The sequence below is a fragment of the Streptomyces sp. NPDC001828 genome (assembly GCF_042892175.1).
In the GTDB taxonomy this organism is placed as follows: domain Bacteria; phylum Actinomycetota; class Actinomycetes; order Streptomycetales; family Streptomycetaceae; genus Streptomyces.
In genome coordinates, this window is the sequence record NZ_JBIATV010000009.1 from 14917 (window position 1) to 31308 (window position 16392).

Sequence of the window (16392 nt, forward strand, 5' to 3'; positions counted from 1 at the left end):
GGGGGCTGTGGCGCGGGCGGTCGTGGGCATCGCGGCCCAGCCGCACGGGGCACGGGCCCGCCCCCGCCTCCCAGGTTCACCCGTGGGGGTGTTTCCGGTGCGGTGATCTTCCCGGCACGACACGGGAGGAACCCCCGGACGGTCCCGGAACGCCCGTGCGGACTGGCATCCTTGGCCGGGAAACACCGACCTCCGCCCACCGACTCGGCCGCTCCGGGAGCCTGTTCACGTGTCACAGCTGCGTACGGTGCAAGTGCTGGGCGGGGGCAGTGCGGGCAGCAGCGCACATGTCAGGTCGCTCGCGGCCGGTCTGGTCGCGCGGGGGGTGCGCGTCACCGTCTGCGCCCCCGCCGAACTGGAGCGGGAGTACGACTTCCCCGCCGCCGGGGCCCGTTTCGTGCCGGTCTCGCGGCGCGGCGACCCGGCGGCGGTCGGCGCGCTGCGGGCCGCCTGCGCCGACGCGGACGTGGTGCACGCGCACGGGCTGCACGCCGCCGTCCGCGCCGCCCTCGCGCTGCGCGGCCGCAAGGGCGTCCCGCTGGTCGTCACCTGGCACACCCGCGCGCACGCCGAGGGAGCCCGTGGCCAGGTACTGCGTCTGGTGGAGCGCAGGGTCTCGCGGGCCGCGGCGGTGGTCCTCGCCACGTCGTCCGACCTCGTCGACCGGGCGCGCAGCCGAGGCGCCCGCGACGCCCGGCTCGCCCCGGTCTCGGTCCCCGCGCCCCGCCTCGCCGCCGGGTTCCTCGACGGCAAGGCGCGGGCCGAACTCGGCGCCGTGGACCGGCCGTTGCTCATGGCGGTGGGCAGTCTGGTCGCCCACCGCGGTTATGACGTGCTCCTGGACGCCGCCCGCACCTGGCGCGACCTCGACCCGGCGCCGCTGCTCGTCATCGCGGGGGAGGGGCCCGGCCGGTCCGCGCTCCAGCGGCGCATCGAGGCGGAGGCCCTGCCGGTGCGGCTCGTGGGGCGGCGCGACGACATCACCGAGCTGCTCTCCGCCGCCGATGTCGCGGTCCTGCCCAGCCGCTGGGAGGCCCGCTCGCTGCTCGCCCAGGAGGCGCTGCGCCTGGGCGTGCCGCTGGTCGCGACGGCGGTGGGCGGGGTGCCCGAGCTGGTCGGGGACGCGGCGCTGCTCGTGCCGTACGGGGACGCCGGGGCGCTGGCGGGCGCGGTCGTGGGCCTCCTCGCGGATCCCGGGGCCCGCCGCGCGCTGGCCGATGCGGGGCGGGCGCAGGCCGGGACCTGGCCCACCGAGGACGAGACGGTGGCCCAAGTCCTCGCCGTGTACGACGAGTTGGCGGGCGCCTGAGCCGCTCGTGGGCGGTACGCCCCTACTGGCCCGCCGCGTGCCGGCGGGCCCGCAGCGCGAGCGACAGGGCCAGCACCGTCTGCGGGTCGTCCAGATCCGTGCCCAGGAGGTCCCCGATGCGGGCCAGGCGGTTGTAGAGGGTCTGCCGGTTGAGGTGGAGCTCGCGGGCGGTCTCCGCCTTGCGGCCCGCGTGCGCGAGGTACGTCTCCAGGGTGGGCAGCAGGGGCGGGCGCGAGGCCCGGTCGTGGGCCTGGAGGGGGCCGATCGCCCGCTCCACGAATGCCGCCAGGTCGGGGTGTTCGCGCAGCCGCCACAGGAGGAGGTCGATGTCGAGGCGGCGGGCGTCGTACCAGGGCCGCTCGGGCAGGCCCTGGGCCGCGGCCGCCGTCTCCGCCGCGTGCCGGAGCCCGGCGCCGGCCGCCGCCCAGCCGCCCGCCACCCCGACCACGACCACCGGCTGCGTCCCGGCCCGCGCGCCCATCAGCCCGGCCCGTTCGACACCCGCCCGCAGCGCGGCGGCGACCCGGTCGGCGACCGCGGTGCGCTCCGGCTCCGAGCGAAGGCCGAGCAGCAGCGGCACCCGGCCCTCGACGGGGCGTACGCCGAGCAGGACCGGCACGCCGACCGACGACAGCTCTTCGAGGACCGCCCTCGCCAGGACCGCCCAGTTGCCCGTCGGGGCCAGTTCGGATGCGAGGCGCATCACGACCGGCAGGAGCGGCCCGTCACCGGGCTTGAAGCCGAGGACCTTGGCCTGCGCCGGGGCGTCCTCGGGGGTGATGCGGCCCTCGGCGAGGTCGGTCAGGAAGTCGCCGCGGCCGCGCGCGGCCAGCTCCTCCTCCTGGCGGGCCTGCATGAGGACGACGGCGAGGATGCCCGCCGCCCGCTCGGCCGCCATCCGGTGCACCGGAAGCAGCGGCGGGCCGACCGCGAGCAGCGCGAGGCGGGCCCGTACCGAGCCCACGCCGTGGCCGCCGCCCGGCACGTCGACCAGGACCGCGCCCGTCGGCGGCCCCGAGGCGCGGGCCTCGCGCTGGCCGCGCAGCCCCTCCCAGACCTGGAGGGGGTCGGCCGCCGCCTCGCCGGAATCGCAGGCGGCGGCGTACAGGAGCTGGCCGTCGGGGGTTTCGAGGAAGACCGGGTTGGCGGTGAAGTCGGCCAGGATGCCGAGTACTTGGGGGATTCCGCCGCCGCCGAGGAGTGCTCCGGTGCAGCGCCGGTGGACCTCCTCGGCGCGTTGCAGCAGGGCGTAGTGGCCGTTGACGATCTCGGTGTGGATCTCCTCGGTCACCGCCACGAACGGCACCTCGCGGTGCAGCTGGACCAGCGGGAGACCGGCCGACCGCGCGGTCTCGACGAGGGTGGCCGGAAGGCGGGCGAAGCGCGGGCCGAGCTCGACGACCAGGGCCGCGATGCCCCGGTCGGCGAGCCGGCGCACGAACGCGCGCTGCTCGGCGGGACGGGAGCCGAGGCCGAGCCCGGTGGTCAGGAGCAGCTCGCCGCCCTTGAGGAGCGAGGCGATGTTGGGCACCTCGCCGGCGTGCACCCAGCGCACCGTGCGCTGGAGCCGCTCGGCGCCGGCGACGACCTCGGGGAGGCCGCCGCGCAGCCCCGGCAGCTCAAGGGCCCGCTGCACGGTGATCCCGCCCTGCGTGTCCATCGCGCCCACCTCTCGTCCTGCGGGACCCGGGGCCCGACCCCGGGACGACACCGCTTGCGGCGGACGCTACCTGCGGTTACGTCCCGGGATCCGCCCCTTGTGGCATACGTCACGCGGGGCGGCCGGGCCGGACCGTCAGCCGCCGTACGCGCCGGACGCGGTCAGCCGCAGGGCGGTGTCGATCAGCGGGACGTGGCTGAAGGCCTGCGGGAAGTTGCCGACCTGGCGCTGGAGGTGCGGGTCCCACTCCTCGGCGAGCAGACCCAGGTCGTTGCGCAGGGCGAGCAGCTTCTCGAAGAGCTTGCGGGCCTCGTCGACCCGGCCGATCATCGCGAGGTCGTCCGCCATCCAGAACGAGCAGGCCAGGAAGGCCCCCTCCTCGCCGAGGAGCCCGTCCAGGTTGTCGTCGTCGCCGCCCGTCGTCGGGTAGCGCAGGATGAACCCGTCCGGCGTGGACAGCTCGCGCTGGATCGCCTCGATGGTGCCGATCACGCGCTTGTCGTCCGGCGGCAGGAAGCCCATCTGCGGGATGAGCAGCAAGGACGCGTCCAGCTCCTGCGAGCCGTAGGACTGTGTGAAGGTGTTGCGTTCCTTGTCGTAGCCCTTCTCGCAGACGTCCCGGTGGATGTCGTCGCGCAGCTCGCGCCACTTGTCGAGCGGGCCGTCCGCGTCGCCGGACTCGATGAGCTTGATCGTGCGGTCCACGGCCACCCAGGCCATCACCTTGGAGTGCACGAAGTGGCGGCGCGGGCCGCGCACCTCCCAGATGCCCTCGTCCGGCTGGTCCCAGTGGCTCTCCAGGTAGCGGATCAGCTTCAGCTGGAGCAGGGACGCGTAGTCGTTGCGGGCCAGGCCCGTCATGTGCGCCAGGTGCAGCGCCTCGGTGACCTCGCCGTACACGTCGAGCTGGAGCTGGTGGGCCGCGCCGTTGCCGGCCCGTACCGGGGTCGAGTTCTCGTACCCGGGCAGCCAGTCCAGCTCGGTCTCGCCGAGCTCGCGCTCGCCGGCGATCCCGTACATGATCTGGAGGTTCTCCGGGTCGCCGGCCACCGAGCGCAGCAGCCACTCGCGCCAGGCGCGGGCCTCCTCGCGGTAGCCGGTGCGCAGCAGCGAGGACAGCGTGATCGCCGCGTCCCGCAGCCAGGTGTAGCGGTAGTCCCAGTTGCGCTCGCCGCCGATGTGCTCGGGCAGCGACATCGTGGGGGCGGCGACGATGCCGCCGGTCGGCGCGTAGGTGAGCGCCTTGAGGGTGATCAGGGAGCGGACCACGGCCTCGCGGTAGGGCCCGTGGTAGGTGCAGTGGTCCACCCACTCCCGCCAGAAGTCCTCGGTCGCCTCCAGGGACGCCTCGGGCTCCGGAAGGGCCGGCGGCTTCTGGTGAGAGGGCTGCCAGCTGATGGTGAACGCGACCCGCTCGCCGGGCGAGACGGTGAAGTCGGAGTACGTCGTGAGGTTCTTGCCGTACGTCTCCGCCTCGGTGTCCAGCCAGACCGAGTCGGGGCCCGCGACGGCCACCGTGCGCGCGTCGACCTTGTGCACCCAGGGGGTGATCCGGCCGTAACTGAACCGCATGCGCAGCATGGAGCGCATCGGCACCCGGCCGGTGACGCCCTCCACGATGCGGATCAGCTGCGGGGCGCCGTCACGCGGCGGCATGAAATCGGTCACTCGGACCGTGCCGCGCGGGGTGTCCCACTCCGATTCCAGGATGAGCGAGTCGCCCCGGTAGCGACGGCGGTCGGCCGCCGGGGGCGGGTCGTCGGTACCGTGTGCCGGTCCGACCCGCCAGAAACCGTGTTCCTCGGTGCCGAGCAGTCCGGCGAAGACGGCGTGCGAGTCGAAGCGGGGCAGGCAGAGCCAGTCCGCCGTGCCGTCCCGGCAGACCAGTGCCGCGGTCTGCATGTCTCCGATGAGTGCGTAATCCTCGATGCGCCCGGCCACGTGCAATCTCCAGTCGAACGGCCACGTCCGCCCCCTGGGGGCGCTTACAGCGACAGCGGTCAAGGGTTCGCCAACGAGCGCATGTTCCGGGTGACGGGCTGGGTGGTGCCGTGCTACCAGGTGGCTCGGCAAGCGAGTGTCCGAGCAGGATACGACGCACCTTAGTGATCCGCTTAAGCCTTCCTCGAACGCCGCTGGGCCGAACGAGTGAGGCTCGTACTCAGGGCTGACCAGCGGCATACAGAGCGTGGCCGGACGCGGTCTCCCGCTGTCGCTGATACCCTGGTAGCCCGTGGCCGGGTGCTGAAAAAAGCCCCGAACCGCAGCGACGGCACCCTCTGAATCTCGCGTAATCTCGCACAAGATCCACACAGGGTGACCGGTACGCACTCCAGACAGCGACCACGGGAGCCCCCTCTTGGCCATGCAGCCCACGGCTTTGCGAAACAGCGCAGCCACGACGACCAAGCACATCTTCGTCACCGGGGGTGTCGCCTCTTCCCTCGGCAAGGGTCTGACTGCCTCCAGCCTGGGTGCGCTCCTCAAGGCCCGCGGCCTGCGGGTCACGATGCAGAAGCTCGACCCGTACCTGAACGTCGACCCCGGCACGATGAACCCGTTCCAGCACGGCGAGGTGTTCGTCACCAACGACGGCGCCGAGACGGACCTCGACATCGGCCACTACGAGCGCTTCCTCGACGTGGACCTCGACGGTTCCGCCAACGTGACGACCGGCCAGGTCTACTCGCAGGTCATCGCCAAGGAGCGGCGCGGCGAGTACCTCGGCGACACGGTCCAGGTCATCCCGCACATCACCAACGAGATCAAGCACCGCATCCGCCGGATGGCGACCGACGACGTCGACGTCGTCATCACGGAGGTCGGCGGCACGGTCGGCGACATCGAGTCGCTGCCGTTCCTGGAGACGGTCCGCCAGGTCCGCCACGAGGTGGGCCGCGACAACGTCTTCGTGGTGCACATCTCGCTGCTGCCCTACATCGGCCCCTCGGGCGAGCTGAAGACCAAGCCGACCCAGCACTCGGTCGCCGCCCTGCGCAACATCGGCATCCAGCCCGACGCGATCGTGCTGCGCGCCGACCGCGAGGTGCCGCTGTCCATCAAGCGCAAGATCTCGCTGATGTGCGACGTCGACGAGGCGGCCGTGGTCGCCGCCATCGACGCCAAGTCGATCTACGACATCCCCAAGGTGCTGCACACCGAGGGCCTGGACGCCTACGTCGTCCGCAAGCTGGACCTGCCGTTCCGCGATGTGGACTGGACGCAGTGGGACGACCTGCTCGACCGGGTCCACAACCCGCTGCACGAGGTCACCGTCGCGCTGGTCGGCAAGTACATCGACCTGCCCGACGCCTACCTCTCGATCACCGAGGCCATGCGGGCCGGCGGCTTCGCCAACAAGGCCCGCGTCAAGGTCAAGTGGGTCACCTCGGACGACTGCAAGACCCCGGCGGGCGCCAAGAAGAACCTCGGCGACGTGGACGCGATCCTGGTCCCCGGCGGCTTCGGCGACCGCGGTGTGAACGGCAAGATCGGCGCGATCCAGTACGCCCGCGAGAACAAGGTGCCGCTGCTCGGCATCTGCCTGGGCCTGCAGTGCATCGTCATCGAGGCGGCGCGCAACCTGGCCGGCATCCCGGACGCCAACTCCACCGAGTTCGACGCCGCCACCGCCCACCCCGTCATCTCGACGATGGAGGAGCAGCTGGCCTACGTCGAGGGCGCGGGCGACCTGGGCGGCACGATGCGCCTGGGCCTGTACCCGGCGAAGCTCGCCGAGGGCTCGATCGTGCGTGAGGTCTACGACGACCAGCCCTACGTCGAGGAGCGCCACCGCCACCGCTACGAGGTGAACAACACCTACCGCGCGGAGCTGGAGAAGAAGGCGGGCCTCGTCTTCTCGGGCACCTCCCCGGACAACAAGCTCGTCGAGTACGTCGAGTACCCGCGCGAGGTGCACCCCTACCTGGTCGCCACGCAGGCGCACCCGGAGCTCCGCTCGCGTCCGACGCGCCCGCACCCGCTCTTCGCGGGCCTGGTCAAGGCCGCCGTCGAGCGCAAGACGGGCAAGCCCGTCAAGTAGTCGCGTGCGGTCCCGCGCGAGTTAACGTTGCCGGGGTACGGGGTCCTCACCAGGGCCCGTACCCCGGTTTCTGTTTTTGCGCGCGCACTGTGGGAGGACGCCGACATGGCCATCGAGGACACCGCCGAACACTGGCAGGTCGTGGCGAGTGCCACCCCCTTCACCGGCCACAAGACCAGCGTCCGCACCGACGACGTCGTGATGCCCGACGGCTCGGTGCACCAGCGCGACTACCAGGTCCACCCCGGCTCGGTGGCGATCTGCGCCCTGGACGACGAGGGCCGGGTCCTGGTGCTGCGCCAGTACCGCCACCCGGTGCGCCACAAGCTCTGGGAGATCCCGGCCGGGCTCCTGGACGTGCCCGGCGAGAATCCGCTGCACGCCGCCCAGCGCGAGCTGTACGAGGAGGCGCACGTCAAGGCCGAGCAGTGGCACGTCCTGACCGATGTGTACACCTCGCCCGGCGGCAGCGACGAAGCCGTACGGATCTTCCTGGCGCGCGGTCTGTCCGAGGCGGACGGCGAGCGCTTCGAGGTCTCCGAGGAGGAGGCCGACATGGAGCTGGCCCGGATCCCGCTCGACGAACTCGTACGCGGCGCGCTCGCGGGGGAGCTGCACAACACCTGCCTGGTGGTCGGCGCGCTCGCCCTCTCGGCCGTGCTGCGGGGCGACGGCGTGGACGCGCTGCGTCCGGCCGACGCGCCCTGGCCGGCCCGGCCCTTCGAGGCGTGAGCCGAGCCGTGCCGTGGCCCGTGCCGCCGGTCATGTTTGATCGCACCCGATCCCGTCCGATCTGAAAATCCGCTGATCCGATCGGGCGACATCTCCGCCGCGCTCCGCCCAAACGGTCACGAAGCGTGAACTACGCTCGGACTGCCCGTGCGGAGACCCGCACGGTCTCCAGGTGCTCAGGCGGACGGAGCGTGGCCCGTGACGGATCAGGCGGTGGACGTGGGTGGCGCTGCCGCCGGGCAGTGCGTGGACCAATTCCTGGGCAGACAGCGGGAGTTGAAGGAACTCCGGGCCGACATCGAACGGGCCGGACTTGACACACTGTCAGGAAAGAAGTCGCCCCGGGCCAGGGTTCTGCTGATCGCGGGCCGGCCCGGATCGGGACGCTCCGCGCTCGCCGCCGAACTGGCCCGGCGGGTGGCCGCCGACTACCCCGACGGGGTGCTGCGCGCCACGCTCACCGAACCCGGCGGCGCCCCGGTCCCGGTCGCCCGGGTCGCCCGGGACCTGCTCGACGCCCTGGAGGTCCCGGCGCCGCCCGGGGCGGGCGAGGGCGAGCTCACCCAGCTGGTCCGCGAGGCGCTCGCCGGACGCCGGGCGATCGTGCTGCTCGACGACGCGGCCGACGCCGAACAGGTCGGCCCGCTCCTTCCCGACACCTCCCGGTGCCTGATCGTGGCGACCGCGCAGGGACCGCTCACCGGGATCCCCGACGTGCGCCCGTGCACCCTCGGCGGACTCGACGTGAAGTCGGCCGTCGAACTCCTGGAGGGCTACACCGGCTCGGTGCGCGTCACGGTCGACCCGCGCGCCGCCGAGACGCTCGTCGAGGTCTGCGGCGGACAGCCCGCGGCCCTCGTCCTGGTCGGCGGCTGGCTCGCGGCCCGCCCCAAGGCCGCCGTCGCCGACGTGGCCAAGCGACTGCGTGCGATGGCGGACGACGGGGACGAAGTCCCGGACGCCACAAGGCCGTTGGCGCGTTCCTTCCGGCTCGTGTACGAGTCCCTCTCGCAGCCGGCCGCGCGGATACTGCGACTGCTTGCGCTCGCCCCCGCCGGGGTCGCCGACGCGCACACCGCCTCCGCGCTCGCCGGCTGCTCGGTCTCGGGCGCCCAGACGGCCCTTGCCGACTTCGTGACGTACGGCCTGCTGCGGCGCGACCCGGGCGTGCCCGAGCAGTACCGGGTGCCCGGCGCTCTCGCGCCGCTGCTGCGCGCGCTCTGCGAGCGGGTCGACCGGCCCGGCGAGGTGCAGCTGGCCCGCGCCCGGATGCTGGAGCGGACGGTCCGGCTGCTCCAGTCCTGCCGCGCGGTCACCGAGCCGGAGGGCTCGGCCGCCCGCAAGAAGCTCGCCGGGCTGCCGCGCGCCCTGCGCTTCCCCAGCGCCGCCGTCGCCGCCGCCTGGCTCGACACCCGCCAGCCGGCGCTGCTCGCCGCCGCCCGGCTCGCGGTGCGGGACGGCGAGCTCGACACCCTGGCCCGGCGCCTGGTGGCCGCGCTGGTCCGCGCGCTGGCCGCGCACCGCGGCGCCGAGGCCGCGGCCCCCGAGCTGTACGGCCTGCACCAGCTGGTCCTTGACGTCGCCGAGCGCCGCGAGCTGCACCGCGAGAAGGCCGCGGCCCTGCTCAACCTGGGCGACCTGGACGCCGGGAACGGGCGCACGGCCGAGGCGCTGGCCCGCTACCGGCTCGCCCTGGACGCCGGGCGGGCCGCGAACGACCCGTACGCGACGGGCCGCGCGATGGAATCCGTAGGCGGCGCCCACCAGGAGCTGGGGGACTGGCACCGGGCCTCCGACTGGTACGGGCGCGCGCTGTCCCAGCGGCTCGCGCGCGGCGAGCGCGCCGACGAGGCCCGGCTGTACGGCCGGCTCGCCACCGTGCACACCTACGCGGGCCGCTACGGCGAGGCGCTGCGCTGCTGGCGGGCCGCGGTGGCCGGATACCGGCGCCTGGGTGATCTCCCAAGCCAGGCAAGGGCGTTGAGCGAGGCGGCCCGGGTCCAGGAGTACGCGGGGCGGCCCGAGGAGTCGCTGCGCACCTGCCGCGAGGCCGTCGAGCTGGCCCGCACCGCCGGTGATCTGCGACTCCAGGCCGCGCTCCAGCTCAGGCTGGCCGACACCCTGGACCGGCTCGGCGACCCCGCGGCGGCGCGATTGCACCGCGCGACGGCCGACCGGCTTCTGGAAGATGAGGCTGCAGCGCCGGGGGGCCTGCGAAATCCGTAGCGCTTCAGCCAAAGATTGAAGCTTTGTAAGGGTAGACAGCGAGAAAACCTTCATTAGACTGGCTCTGCCGCAACGTCCTGCGGTACCTCCCGGTGTGCCGTCGTGCTTCCGGGTATGTATGGCATTGCCCCCCTTTTTCCCTGAGCCAAGGACCGTGATCGACGTGAAGGTCGGTATCCCCCGCGAGGTCAAGAACAACGAGTTCCGGGTGGCCATCACCCCCGCCGGCGTGCACGAGCTGGTGCGCCACGGCCACCAGGTCTTCGTCGAGCAGAACGCCGGCGTCGGCTCGTCGATCACGGACGCCGAGTACGTCTCCGCCGGCGCCGAGATCCTCGGCAGCGCCGACGAGGTCTGGGCCACCGCCGACCTGCTGCTCAAGGTCAAGGAGCCGATCGCGGAGGAGTACCACCGCCTCCGCAAGGACCAGACGCTCTTCACCTACCTGCACCTCGCCGCCTCCCGCGAGTGCACGGACGCCCTCCTGGAGTCCGGCACCACCGCGATCGCGTACGAGACGGTCGAGACCGCCAACCGCCAGCTGCCGCTGCTCGCCCCGATGTCCGAGGTCGCGGGCCGGCTCGCCCCGCAGGTCGGCGCCTACCACCTGATGCGCTCGGCCGGCGGCCGCGGCGTGCTGCCCGGCGGCGTCCCCGGCACCCACGCCGGCAAGGCGGTCGTCATCGGCGGCGGCGTCTCCGGCTGGAACGCGGCGCAGATCGCCGTCGGCATGGGCTTCCACGTGACCCTGCTCGACAAGGACATCAACAAGCTCCGCGAGGCCGACAAGGTCTTCGGCACCAAGGTGCAGACGATCGTCTCCAACGCCTTCGAGCTGGAGAAGGCCGTCATCGAGGCCGACCTCGTCATCGGCGCGGTGCTCATCCCCGGAGCCAAGGCCCCGAAGCTGGTCACCAACGAGCTCGTCGCCAAGATGAAGCCCGGAAGTGTTCTTGTCGACATTGCGATCGACCAGGGCGGCTGCTTCGAGGACTCGCGTCCGACCACCCACGCCGAGCCGACCTTCATGGTCCACAACTCGGTCTTCTACTGCGTCGCCAACATGCCGGGCGCGGTGCCGAACACCTCCACCTACGCACTCACCAACGCCACGCTGCCCTACATCGTGTCGCTGGCGAACAACGGCTGGGCCGAGGCGCTGCGCCGCGACGCCGCCCTCGCGCTGGGCCTCAACACCCATGACGGCCAGGTGGTTTACGGTCCCGTCGCCGAGGCGCACGGCCTGGAGCAGGTCGAGCTGCACACGCTCATCGGCTAGTCAAAAGCCGGTTCGTCAACCCGGACCGTCAACCTCGTACATCCGGCCGGACCTTGTCGACCAAGGTCCGGCCGGATGTGTGTCACGACACTTCCGCCCGCCTGTGCCGGGCTTGCTCAACTCGCCTCGAACGTAACTCTTTAACCGTTTCGCGCACTGGTGAAACGTGTGCCTGAGTGCCCGTACGCCCTTGACAGAGGGGTGTTCGGTTGCCGACACATCGGGCCGGGTCCGGCGGATTGTGTTGCTGCGGACCGGTGACACGCCATAGAGTCGCCAACCGTCGGCATGGTGCCACGCTGACCTATCGATAAAGTTTCCTGGTCACGTCCAAGGAGGTAAGACGACTTGTGAATGAGTCGACATTTACTCCCGGAGGTGGTCAGTCTGGATTCCCTGCGGGGACGTCCGTACGGGGCCAGAGCCCTTCGGGGCCCGAGGCTGTCGGCTCCGTCGCGGTCCGCACCTTCGAAACCACTCCGCTCCCCGCCCACGCGGGGATGGTCCCCACCCAGCACATGACGACAGCCCCACGGATGATGGACGGCCTACACGTGAACGCCACGGCCGGCAACGAGAGCGGCCGGGACACCGCCGCTCTCGCCGACTTTGACGAAGTGCCCCAGGGGCACTTCTACGACCCCGACGCCGAGTACGAGCCCGACCCCGAGTACGCGGCCACCCTCGCACCCGACGCCGCCCGCCAGCGCCGCGAGCGGATCGGTCCGACCGGACGGCCGCTGCCGTACTTCCCGATCCCGGGTCCGCTGACCGACCACGGTCCCGCGAAGATCATCGCGATGTGCAACCAGAAGGGCGGCGTGGGCAAGACGACGTCGACCATCAACCTGGGTGCCGCGCTCGCGGAGTACGGACGGCGCGTGCTGCTCGTCGACTTCGACCCGCAGGGAGCCCTGTCGGTCGGCCTCGGCGTGAACCCGATGGAACTCGACCTCACCGTCTACAACCTGCTCATGGAGCGGGGCATGTCGGCCGACGAGGTGCTGCTCAAGACCGCGGTCCCCAACATGGACCTGCTGCCGAGCAACATCGACCTGTCCGCCGCCGAGGTGCAGTTGGTGAGCGAGGTCGCGCGCGAGTCCACGCTCCAGCGGGCGCTCAAGCCGCTGATGCAGGACTACGACTACATCGTGATCGACTGTCAGCCCTCGCTCGGCCTGCTCACCGTGAACGCCCTGACGGCGGCTCACAAGGTGATCGTGCCGCTCGAGTGCGAGTTCTTCGCGCTGCGCGGCGTCGCGCTGCTCACCGAGACGATCGAGAAGGTGCAGGAACGCCTCAACCCCGACCTGGAGTTGGACGGCATCCTCGCCACGATGTACGACTCCCGCACGGTGCACAGCCGTGAGGTCCTGGCCCGTGTGGTCGAGGCCTTCGACGACCACGTCTACCACACGGTCATCGGCCGGACCGTGCGCTTCCCGGAGACCACGGTCGCCGGTGAGCCGATCACGACGTACGCCTCCAACTCCGTCGGCGCGGCCGCCTACCGTCAGCTCGCCAGGGAGGTGCTCGCCCGGTGTCACGCCGAGTGAGTCTGCCCGGGGCCGACGAGCTGTTCCGTACGACCGGGGGGATGGCGCTCTCGCCGTCCGCCCCGAGGCGGGGGACCAACGGCGAGGCGCGGGTGCCGTCCCCGGCGGGCGAGAGCGACCCCGTCGCCGAGCCCGCCGAGGCGGAGCACACCGCCGCGGACGAGGACTCCGGCTCCGGCGAGCCGCGCAGCCGGGGCGCCGCGGAGGCGGAGGCCGGCAAGGCCCGGCGTACGCCCGCGCAGGGCGGCTCCGGCACCGCGCAGCAGCGGCGCCGCCAGCGGGCCGCCAACCGGCGGCCCAGCGGGCGGGAGCGGCACGACGAGAAGATCACGGTCTACGTCTCCGCCGAGGAGCTGATGGACCTGGAGCACGCTCGCCTGGTCCTGCGCGGGGAGCACGGGCTCGCGGTCGACCGCGGGCGGATCGTCCGCGAGGCGGTGGCCGTCGTCCTCGCCGACCTGGAATCGCGGGGCGACGCGAGCATTCTCGTACGGCGTCTTCGGGGGCGGTAGCCGTTAGCCTGCGGCGGAGCCCTCCTCGCCCCGCCCGCCATTCCCTCCCCTGGACCACCCTTGCCGACTGCTGACGAGCCCGACGTTTCCGCCGCGCGTGGGGTGCGGCGTGCGCTGGGGCGGGGGCCGGGGGCCGCGGCGGAGCCGCCAATGAGCACAGCGCCCCCGGACCCCCGCTCCTCAGACGCCGGAGGGGCTGACTTCTCGCCGGCCGGGGCTGAATCGGCTTCCGCCGACGACGAGTTGGTGCTCGCCGAAGCCGAAGCCGAAGCCGAGCCCGAGCCCGACGCCGAGCGCGAAGCCGGTACCGAGCGCGCGGCCGGCAGCGGCCCCGAGCCCGGTGACGGGCGGTTCACCGTTCGGCTCGCCAACTTCGAGGGGCCGTTCGATCTGCTCCTCCAGCTGATCTCCAAGCACAAGATGGACGTCACCGAGGTCGCCCTCTCCAAGGTGACCGATGAGTTCATGGCGCACATCAGGGGCATGGGGGCGGACTGGGATCTGGACCAGACCACCGAGTTCCTCGTCGTCGCGGCCACCCTGCTCGATCTCAAGGCGGCCCGGCTGCTGCCCGTCGCCGAGGTGGAGGACGAGGCGGACCTCGCCCTCCTGGAGGCCCGGGACCTGCTGTTCGCGCGGCTGCTCCAGTACCGGGCGTACAAGCGGATCGCGGACATCTTCAGCGAGCGGCTCGACACCGAGGCGCGCCGGTATCCGCGTACCGTCGGCCTGGAGGCGCACCTCGCCGAGCTGCTTCCCGAGGTCGTCATCAGCATCGGCGCCGAGGGCTTCGCGAAGCTGGCCGTCAAGGCCATGCAGCCGAGGGCCGAGCCGCAGGTGTACGTCGACCACATCCACGCCCCGCTCGTCTCGGTGCGGGAGCAGGCCGACATCGTGGTGGCCCGGCTGCGGGAGGCGGGCGAGGTCAGCTTCCAGGTGCTCGCCGAGGACGCCCCGGACACCCTCACCGTGGTGGCCCGGTTCCTGGCCCTCCTGGAGCTGTACCGCGAGAAGGCCGTCGTCCTGGACCAGGACGAGGCGCTGGGGGAGCTGAGGGTGCGCTGGAGCGGGGGCGAGGGCGACGGCGTGCCGACGGTGACCGACGAGTTCGACCGAGTCGTGACGGAGGAGAAGGCGTGAGCGAGGGCCCGCGTGAGGAACTGGAGCTGAAGCCGGCCCTGGAAGCCGTCCTCATGGTCGTCGACGAGCCCGCCACCGAGGAGCACCTCGCCAAGGTCCTGGAGCGGCCCAGACGGGCCGTGGCGGACGCCCTGCGGGAGCTGGCCGACGAGTACACCGTCCAGGGCCGCGGCTTCGAGCTGAGGCTCGTGGCGGGCGGCTGGCGGTTCTACAGCCGGGCCGCCTACGCGGACGCCGTCGAGGGCTTCGTCCTGGACGGCCAGCACGCCCGGCTCACCCAGGCGGCCCTGGAGACCCTGGCGGTCGTCGCGTACCGCCAGCCGGTGAGCCGGTCGAGGGTCTCCGCGGTGCGCGGAGTGAACTGCGACGGGGTCATGCGGACCCTGCTCCAGCGGGGTCTGGTCGACGAGGCGGGCACGGAACCCGAAACAGGTGCGATCCTGTACAGGACGACGAACTACTTTCTGGAGCGGATGGGCCTGCGCGGCCTGGACGAGCTCCCGGAGCTCGCGCCCTTCCTCCCCGAGGCGGACGCGATCGAGGCCGAGACGCTGGAGGGTGTTCCGTCGTTCGATCCGGACGCGCCTGACGCTCCGGATACCCATGCGGACGACAAGACGGAAATGTGATGCGAAGCAGCAGCGGCAACAACAGCAGCGGAAACAACGGCGGGAGCCGTGGTGGCAACAGCGGCGGCCGCGGCAGCAGTGGCGGCGGCGGTGGCCGAGGCGGCAACCGGGGTGCCGGTGGCGGTCGCGACGGCCAGCGCCAGGGCGGCGGCCCGCGCCAGAGCGGCAGCGGCAAGCCGCGCCCGCTGCGCCCCGAGGAGCGCACCTACGACGTGGGCAACGACGCCCCTCGCAGCGGTCGCGGTGCCTCCGCGCGCGGCGGCGCCAAGGGCGGACCCAAGTCGCCGCAGGGCGGCACCCCGGTGCGCCGCGGCCCGCACGGCCAGCGCCTGGGCCAGGCCCGCCCGCGCGAGCTCGACGCCAAGATCGAGCAGCGCAACCGCGACCGGTACGCGGACAAGCCGGACGTGAAGACCCCCAAGACCTTCCCGGGCGCCGAGCAGGAGGGCGAGCGGCTGCAGAAGGTCCTCGCCCGGGCCGGCATGGGCTCGCGCCGCGCCTGCGAGGAGCTGATCGAGCAGGCCCGTGTCGAGGTCAACGGCGAGATCGTGCTCGAGCAGGGCAAGCGCGTCGACCCCGAGAAGGACGAGATCAAGGTGGACGGCCTGACCGTCGCCACCCAGTCGTACCTGTTCTTCGCGCTGAACAAGCCCGCCGGTGTCGTCTCCACCATGGAGGACCCGGACGGGCGCCAGTGCCTCGGTGACTACGTCACCAACCGCGAGACCCGGCTCTTCCACGTCGGCCGGCTCGACACGGAGACCGAGGGCATCATCCTGCTCACCAACCACGGTGAGCTGGCCCACCGTCTGACGCACCCCAAGTACGGCGTGAAGAAGACCTATCTGGCCGCCATCACGGGCCCGCTGCCGCGCGAGATCGGCAAGCGGCTCAAGGAGGGCATCCAGCTGGAGGACGGCTACGCGCGGGCCGACGCCTTCCGGGTCGTCCAGCAGACCGGCAAGAACTACCTCGTCGAGATCGAGCTGCACGAGGGCCGCAAGCACATCGTGCGCCGCATGATGGCCGAGGCCGGCTTCCCGGTCGAGAAGCTGGTCCGCGTCGCGTTCGGCCCGATCGGGCTCGGCGACCAGAAGTCCGGCTGGCTGCGCCGCCTCACCAACACCGAGGTCGGCATGCTGATGCGCGAGGTCGACCTCTAGGCACCCCGGGCAGTCGCGAGAAGAGCCCGGTTTCCCCGTTCGCGGGGGAGCCGGGCTCTTTCGTGCGCGTGCACGGGTGGCCACGCATACGCGAGGCCGCATGCACGCGAGGCCGCGTACACGCGGACATGCGCGGGCCCGAAG

12 protein-coding genes are annotated in these 16392 nt (G+C 72.3%); 10 read left to right on the forward strand and 2 right to left on the reverse strand.

Annotated features, from left to right (window positions below; all coding sequences use genetic code 11):
- The first annotated feature begins 229 nt into the window (after positions 1 to 229).
- The gene (locus tag ACFYZA_RS24105; RefSeq protein ID WP_382596750.1) at positions 230 to 1309 is read left to right on the forward strand and encodes a glycosyltransferase family 4 protein; all 1080 of its coding nucleotides are present in this window, start codon (positions 230 to 232) and stop codon (positions 1307 to 1309) included.
- A gap of 22 nt (positions 1310 to 1331) precedes the next feature.
- On the opposite strand, the gene ACFYZA_RS24110 is transcribed toward ACFYZA_RS24105, so the two are convergent.
- The gene (locus ACFYZA_RS24110) at positions 1332 to 2969 is read right to left on the reverse strand and encodes a PucR family transcriptional regulator (RefSeq protein ID WP_382596748.1); all 1638 of its coding nucleotides are present in this window, start codon (positions 2967 to 2969) and stop codon (positions 1332 to 1334) included.
- Positions 2970 to 3104: 135 nt separating this feature from the next.
- The gene (locus ACFYZA_RS24115) at positions 3105 to 4910 is read right to left on the reverse strand and encodes a glycoside hydrolase family 15 protein (RefSeq protein WP_382596746.1); all 1806 of its coding nucleotides are present in this window, start codon (positions 4908 to 4910) and stop codon (positions 3105 to 3107) included.
- A gap of 424 nt (positions 4911 to 5334) precedes the next feature.
- Here ACFYZA_RS24115 and ACFYZA_RS24120 point away from each other — a divergent pair, with 424 nt between their 5' ends.
- The 9 genes from ACFYZA_RS24120 to ACFYZA_RS24160 all read left to right on the forward strand — a co-directional run bounded on the left by ACFYZA_RS24120 (position 5335) and on the right by ACFYZA_RS24160 (position 16248).
- Positions 5335 to 7011, forward strand: coding sequence for a CTP synthase (locus tag ACFYZA_RS24120; protein WP_382596779.1), 1677 nt, complete (start codon positions 5335 to 5337; stop codon positions 7009 to 7011).
- Positions 7012 to 7116: 105 nt separating this feature from the next.
- A complete protein-coding gene (locus tag ACFYZA_RS24125; protein ID WP_382596744.1) occupies positions 7117 to 7743 on the forward strand; it encodes an NUDIX domain-containing protein in 627 nt (208 codons plus the stop codon).
- A gap of 198 nt (positions 7744 to 7941) precedes the next feature.
- Entirely contained in the window at positions 7942 to 9969 is a 2028-nt protein-coding gene (locus tag ACFYZA_RS24130) for a tetratricopeptide repeat protein (protein WP_388492729.1), read from the forward strand.
- Positions 9970 to 10132: 163 nt separating this feature from the next.
- Entirely contained in the window at positions 10133 to 11248 is a 1116-nt protein-coding gene (gene ald, locus ACFYZA_RS24135; protein ID WP_382596777.1) for an alanine dehydrogenase, read from the forward strand.
- A gap of 350 nt (positions 11249 to 11598) precedes the next feature.
- A complete protein-coding gene (locus tag ACFYZA_RS24140) occupies positions 11599 to 12804 on the forward strand; it encodes a ParA family protein (protein WP_382596740.1) in 1206 nt (401 codons plus the stop codon).
- Positions 12789 to 13316 carry a hypothetical protein gene (locus ACFYZA_RS24145; RefSeq protein ID WP_388492730.1) on the forward strand — a complete coding sequence of 176 codons (528 nt, stop codon included), beginning with the start codon at positions 12789 to 12791 and terminating at the stop codon, positions 13314 to 13316. The genes ACFYZA_RS24140 and ACFYZA_RS24145 overlap by 16 nt, the downstream gene beginning before the upstream one ends.
- A gap of 60 nt (positions 13317 to 13376) precedes the next feature.
- Complete coding sequence (locus ACFYZA_RS24150) at positions 13377 to 14456, forward strand: segregation and condensation protein A (RefSeq protein WP_388492731.1); 1080 nt, start codon at positions 13377 to 13379, stop codon at positions 14454 to 14456.
- Positions 14453 to 15085: an SMC-Scp complex subunit ScpB gene (gene scpB, locus ACFYZA_RS24155; RefSeq protein ID WP_382596734.1), complete on the forward strand. Its 633-nt coding sequence runs from the start codon at positions 14453 to 14455 to the stop codon at positions 15083 to 15085. The genes ACFYZA_RS24150 and scpB overlap by 4 nt, the downstream gene beginning before the upstream one ends.
- Positions 15085 to 16248, forward strand: a complete 1164-nt coding sequence (locus tag ACFYZA_RS24160; RefSeq protein WP_388492733.1) for a pseudouridine synthase — start codon at positions 15085 to 15087, stop codon at positions 16246 to 16248. The genes scpB and ACFYZA_RS24160 overlap by 1 nt, the downstream gene beginning before the upstream one ends.
- The last annotated feature ends 144 nt before the right edge of the window (positions 16249 to 16392 follow it).